At 58.1% G+C, this 4,906-nt stretch carries 6 protein-coding genes and 1 rRNA gene; all 7 read left to right on the forward strand.

The window, feature by feature from the left end; genetic code table 11:
* Positions 1-238: 238 nt before the first annotated feature.
* Positions 239-658, forward strand: a complete 420-nt coding sequence (locus D7D26_RS11735) for a carboxymuconolactone decarboxylase family protein (protein ID WP_233543568.1) — start codon at positions 239-241, stop codon at positions 656-658.
* Between the two features lie 77 nt (positions 659-735).
* Positions 736-1,740 (forward strand): ABC transporter substrate-binding protein, encoded by a 1,005-nt coding sequence (locus tag D7D26_RS11740; RefSeq protein ID WP_120373168.1) that lies wholly within the window; start codon positions 736-738, stop codon positions 1,738-1,740.
* Positions 1,741-1,838: 98 nt separating this feature from the next.
* Complete coding sequence (locus tag D7D26_RS11745; protein ID WP_199674786.1) at positions 1,839-1,979, forward strand: hypothetical protein; 141 nt, start codon at positions 1,839-1,841, stop codon at positions 1,977-1,979.
* A gap of 11 nt (positions 1,980-1,990) precedes the next feature.
* Complete coding sequence (locus tag D7D26_RS11750) at positions 1,991-2,398, forward strand: hypothetical protein (RefSeq protein ID WP_199674787.1); 408 nt, start codon at positions 1,991-1,993, stop codon at positions 2,396-2,398.
* Positions 2,399-2,586: 188 nt separating this feature from the next.
* Positions 2,587-3,624 (forward strand): ABC transporter permease, encoded by a 1,038-nt coding sequence (locus tag D7D26_RS11755; RefSeq protein WP_120373169.1) that lies wholly within the window; start codon positions 2,587-2,589, stop codon positions 3,622-3,624.
* A gap of 9 nt (positions 3,625-3,633) precedes the next feature.
* Complete coding sequence (locus D7D26_RS11760; RefSeq protein WP_120373170.1) at positions 3,634-4,398, forward strand: ABC transporter ATP-binding protein; 765 nt, start codon at positions 3,634-3,636, stop codon at positions 4,396-4,398.
* Between the two features lie 432 nt (positions 4,399-4,830).
* Positions 4,831-4,906: ribosomal RNA gene (locus tag D7D26_RS11765) — 16S ribosomal RNA — on the forward strand; the annotation flags it as partial.

The raw sequence follows: 4,906 nt of genomic DNA on the forward strand, positions 1-4,906 counted from the left end.
TGATCCTGCGGTTATCGTATTTTGCCGGGCGTCCACGTTGACCTGATTTCGGGTGTTCGGGCGGCAGCATTCTCTTGATTCGATTCCACTCGCTGGAGGTCAGTTCATATCTTCTCTCTTCCATGAGAAAAGTTTAAGCGATTGGATCGATTTAGGCAACTTTGACGTTTTTTAAACAAGCCCTAGTTTCGGAACGGTCTTTCAAGATCGAACACATGATCGAAAGGAGAAATTTATCATGAAAATTCTAGTGTTGGCAGCCGCCATGATAATGGTTTTGAGCAGCGTGGCTTTTGCAGCGGAGAAACCTCAAAAGCAGGTGGACTACAAAAACGCGGCGCGTCAGGCCGGCCTGCGCGGCAAAAAACTGCGCGAAGCGGCCCCCGAAACGATGCAGGCCTTCGGCGGCCTGGCCGGCGCCGTGCTGAAAGAGGGCGCGCTTTCCCTGAAGACCAAGGAACTGATCGCGTTGATGCTCGGCCTGCAGGCCCACTGCGAAATGTGCATCAACTCGCACGTCCAGAACGCCATCAAGGCCGGCGTCACGCGCGAAGAGCTGGCCGAAGCGCTTGGCGTCGCCGTCCTTATGGGCGGCGGCCCCAGCTCGGCTTATGCCGGGATCGTGCTGGAAGCGTACGATCAGTTCAGCGCCAAGTAACGGAAGCCTGGATCCCAGCGACTTTTCGTGTTCTTGATTTGACCTCTACGAAAATACATTATGAAGGAGAGCTATTGATGAAAAAGTTTCTTGTCGTTCTGTTCTGCGCCGCACTGATGGCTGCGCCTGCCGCCGCCATGACGAAGGAAGAGGAAGACGCCGCCTGGAGGAAGGAACCCGCCTACGGCCGCGTCATCAAGATCGGTTACAACGGCGGCCTCTGCCTCGGCACGTTCGGCATCGCCCAGCTGAAAGGTTTTTACGAAGCGGAAGGGCTGAAGACCGAAGTGATCCGTATGGCCGGCGGCAGTAGCGGTCAGATCGACGCCATCGGCACCGGCAAGGTGGACGTGACGGGCGATCATATCGCCACGATGCTCGTTCCCACCGTCAATGGCGTGCGCGTCAAGTTCACCACGGGCATCTATTCGGGCTGTAAATCGCTGTATGTGCCCGTGGACAGTCCGATCAAGACTACGGCCGATCTGGTCGGCAAATACGTCGCCATTCCCGACGGCATCGGCGGTTCCGATCAGAACATTTCCATGCGCTTTTTCAACCACGACAAGGTCGATCCGCGCCAGATCAAATGGAAAGTCGCCGAAGCGGGCGTCGCCGTGATGGCCATGAAGAAAGGCGAAGTGCAGGCGGCGCTGCTCGGCGACCAGTTCGCCAAGAAATTCCTCGACAGCGGCGAACTGCGCATCATCCGCTCGTTGACGTTCGACGAGGATTTCAAGCAGGAGCCCTGCTGCGTCCACGCCGTCAACCTCGATTTCTACAACGAGAACCCGATCACGGTGAAAAGACTGACCCGCGCTCACGAGGCCGCCAGCGCCTGGGTCATGGAGCACCCCGAAGAGGCCGTCGCCGTGCTTCAGGCGAACAAATGGGCGGCCGGCGATCCCAAGCTCGTGCTCGAGATCTTCAAGACCTACGACTACAGCATCAGCGACGAAGCTACGGAAGCCGCGCTGCGCAACATCATCGACGACTACAAGACTTTCGGCCTCATCGACGCCAAAAAGGATACCGATGCGCTGATGAAGCAGGTCTGGGATCCGGTTCTCGGGAACGATTGAGATCGACCGCGCCAAATCGTTCGTTTTTAAGATGTTTTTGCCGCGAGGGGGCTCCCGGCGAAAAAACATCCAATCATATCTCAAGGGGGAGTTTTTCAATGGTAAAGTACTCAGTCGAACAGGTCAGCCCGAAGGCCGTCCAGAAGCACGCGGAAGATCTTTACAGAAACGGCTTCTTCTGCTGCGAGGCGCCGATGTCGGCACCGTCGCTTTCTGGTTTGGGTTTGCGGCGCTTCTGATCCTGCTGTTCGTGGTGACGAAGCGCTATCAGACGCTGCCCGTGCCGGAGCCGGCGATGCCGCTGATCTGCGTCTATGCGGCCCCCACGAGCCTTTGCGTGGCCGGTTATGTGCAGTCGATCATGCCCAAGTCCTTCGCGATGCTGGCCTTCCTGCTGGCGCTGGCGCTGTTGACGTACGTCTTTGCGCTGGTCAGGAGTTTCTCGATGCTGAAACTGCCGTTCTATCCCAGCTACGCGGCCTTCACCTTCCCGTTCGTGATCTCGGCGATCGCCTTCAAGCAGGGCGCATCCTGCGCCGCCAAGCTTGGGCGCGCCCTGCCGCTCGCACCGTATCTGGTGCCGGCGGCGACGCTGATCGCTGTCGTGTTCGTGGTTTATACCTATTTCCGTTTCATGAAATTCATCTTTTCGAAATGACCTGCTCCGGACGGAGTTTCCGTCCGGCGTGAACAAGATCTGCCGGCGGTATGGCGCAGAAGAGGGAGGGCTCGCTGCGGCTCCCCCTCTTTTTGCGTTTCCGCCCGGCGCGAAGCGGGAACAGAAAATGTGACAGGCAGCCAGCGCTGCGCGGTGCTTGCCGAAGAGAAGAAAGGAGATTTTTCTTTATGCCCGGTCATGAAAACGGCCGCGCTTCCGGGATGCCGCCCCGCCGTCTGACGCGGGACGAACTGGCGATTCTCGAGAGCCGCCCGAGAACGAAATTTCAGAAATTTCTCGATTACGTCGTCTGTTTTCTTCCCGTCGTCGCCGGCGGCGTCGCCCTGTGGGAGTACAACTGCCTTCCCGATCTGCAGGGAAACACCCACGGCAACGACTACAACTGGTTTATCCTCGCCCTGACGGGGCTGGCGCTGATCGGTTTCCTCGCCTCGTTTTGCGGGCGCCGCGCCTTCCGCTGGATGCGCTACAAAGCCCCCTTCTATACGTTCGTCTTTCTGGCGCTGGCCGGCTACGACTGGCTGACGCTCAAGACGGGCGGCCTGCCGCTGCCGTACTTTCCGTGGCTCGATCAGATGCTGGAAGCGGCCATCGCCGACTGGGCCTACTTGATGGACTGCGCCAAAAACTCGCTGATCCTGCTGTTCACCGGCTACTTCATCGGCGTCGGCGTCGGGCTGGTGACCGGCATCGCCTGCGGCTACAACCGCAACGTCAACTATTGGATCGAGCCGTTTACGCGCCTGCTGGGCGCCATCCCCTCCACGACCTGGCTTCCCGTCGTCATGGTGCTGGCCGCCACGCTCTTCCGCGGCAGCGTGTTCATCATCGCCCTCGGCGTGTGGTATTCCGTCACGATCGCTACCAAGACCGGCATCACCAACATCGACCCCGCCTATTTCGAGGCGGCGCGCACGCTGGGCGTCAAAGGCATGCGCCTCGTCGGAACCATCGCCGTGCCCTCGGCGCTGCCGAACATCCTGCAGGGCATGACTCAAGGCATGAGCACGGCTTGCGTCGCTTTGATGGTGGCCGAGATGATCGGCGTCGAGTCGGGGCTTGGCTGGTATATCACCTGGCAGAAAAGCTGGGCCCGCTACGGCAACATGTACGCCGCCGTCGTCGCCATCTGCGTTATCTTCGTGCTTGTCAACGCGCTGCTGGGCGCGGTCCGCCGCTACATGCTGCGCTGGCAGGAAAGGTAGGCCGCCGTCATGTGCGAAAATATCCTCAAGCTCGACCGCGTCAGCAAAAGCTTTGCCAACGCCGGCAGTTCCGTCACCAACGCCCTCGAAGACATCGAACTGGAAATCCGCTCCGGCGAGTTCATCAGCGTCATCGGCCCCTCCGGCTGCGGCAAATCGACCATCCTGCGCCTGATCGCCGGGCTGATCGTGCCGACGACCGGGAAGGTGACTCTCAACGGCGAGGTCATCGACGGCCCTGCCCCCGTGCGCGGCATGGTCTTTCAAAAACCGACGCTTTTTCCGTGGCTGACTGTGGAACAGAACGTCGCCTTCAGCCTGAGAATGCGCGGCCAGCTGCGCGGCCATGAGGCCGAAGTCGAGGAACTGATGAGAACCGCCGGGCTGTGGGAATTCTGCAAGAACTGGCCGCACCAGCTGTCCGGCGGTATGGCCCAGCGCGCCGCGCTGCTGCGCACCATGGTCAACAACCCGCAGGTCTTTCTGCTCGACGAGCCGCTCGGCGCGCTCGACGCCTTCACCCGCATGACCATGCAGGACGTGATCCTCTCCATGTGGTCGCGCCACCGCCCCATGGTCGTCATGGTGACGCACGACGTGGACGAAGCCCTCTACATGGGCTCCCGCGTCGTCGTCATGGCGCCGCGCCCCGGCCGCGTCCACAACGACATCAAAGTCGACCTGCCCTATCCGCGTCGCCGCACCAGCCGCGAATTCATGGATTATCGCAGGTTTGCCATGGAGCAGCTGAACTTCGACGACCGCGGAGCGTAAACAAAGAGACTTTTCTCTTCCAACGCGAGGAAGAGAAAAGTCTCTTTGTTTTTGAACCGCGATCTCGCCGGTAAATGTTTTCGCGAAATTTTAAAGATGAAATATTCTGTTAAATGGTTTGTTTAAAGACATTTCATGATATCTGAAGAAATAAGTCAATAAATATTTGTGACTTATAATCAGTGTATCAATTAAATCTCAATAAAAGAAAACAAATAGATTTTTATTTGTGATAAAAGAATCTAAATGAAATCGTAGACAGAAAAGGACAGTCGCGTTAATATACGCCGTGTTGCGCGCGGGAAAGCCGTTTTTGGAAGAGAGAGAGCGGCTGGAGAGCGTGCGACGCCGTTTCTTGACAACCGAAGAGGACGAGGAAGAGAAGCCAAGCGGGAACGATCCGAGAAGATGGAACAGGTAAGGATAAAGGATTCAACGGAGAGTTTGATCCTGGCTCAGGACGAACGCTGGCGGCGTGCTTAACACATGCAAGTTGAGCGAGGATGAT

Source organism: Pyramidobacter sp. CG50-2, from assembly GCF_003612005.1.
GTDB lineage: Bacteria > Synergistota > Synergistia > Synergistales > Dethiosulfovibrionaceae > Pyramidobacter.

Bases quoted from the DNA above. Each gene is read 5' to 3' on its own strand.
- D7D26_RS11755 (WP_120373169.1), top strand. From the start codon at position 2,587: ATGCCCGGTCATGAAAACGGCCGCGCTTCCGGGATGCCGCCCCGCCGT.
- D7D26_RS11745 (WP_199674786.1), top strand. From the start codon at position 1,839: ATGGTAAAGTACTCAGTCGAACAGGTCAGCCCGAAGGCCGTCCAGAAG.
- D7D26_RS11760 (WP_120373170.1), top strand. From the start codon at position 3,634: ATGTGCGAAAATATCCTCAAGCTCGACCGCGTCAGCAAAAGCTTTGCC.
- D7D26_RS11735 (WP_233543568.1), top strand. From the start codon at position 239: ATGAAAATTCTAGTGTTGGCAGCCGCCATGATAATGGTTTTGAGCAGC.
- D7D26_RS11740 (WP_120373168.1), top strand. From the start codon at position 736: ATGAAAAAGTTTCTTGTCGTTCTGTTCTGCGCCGCACTGATGGCTGCG.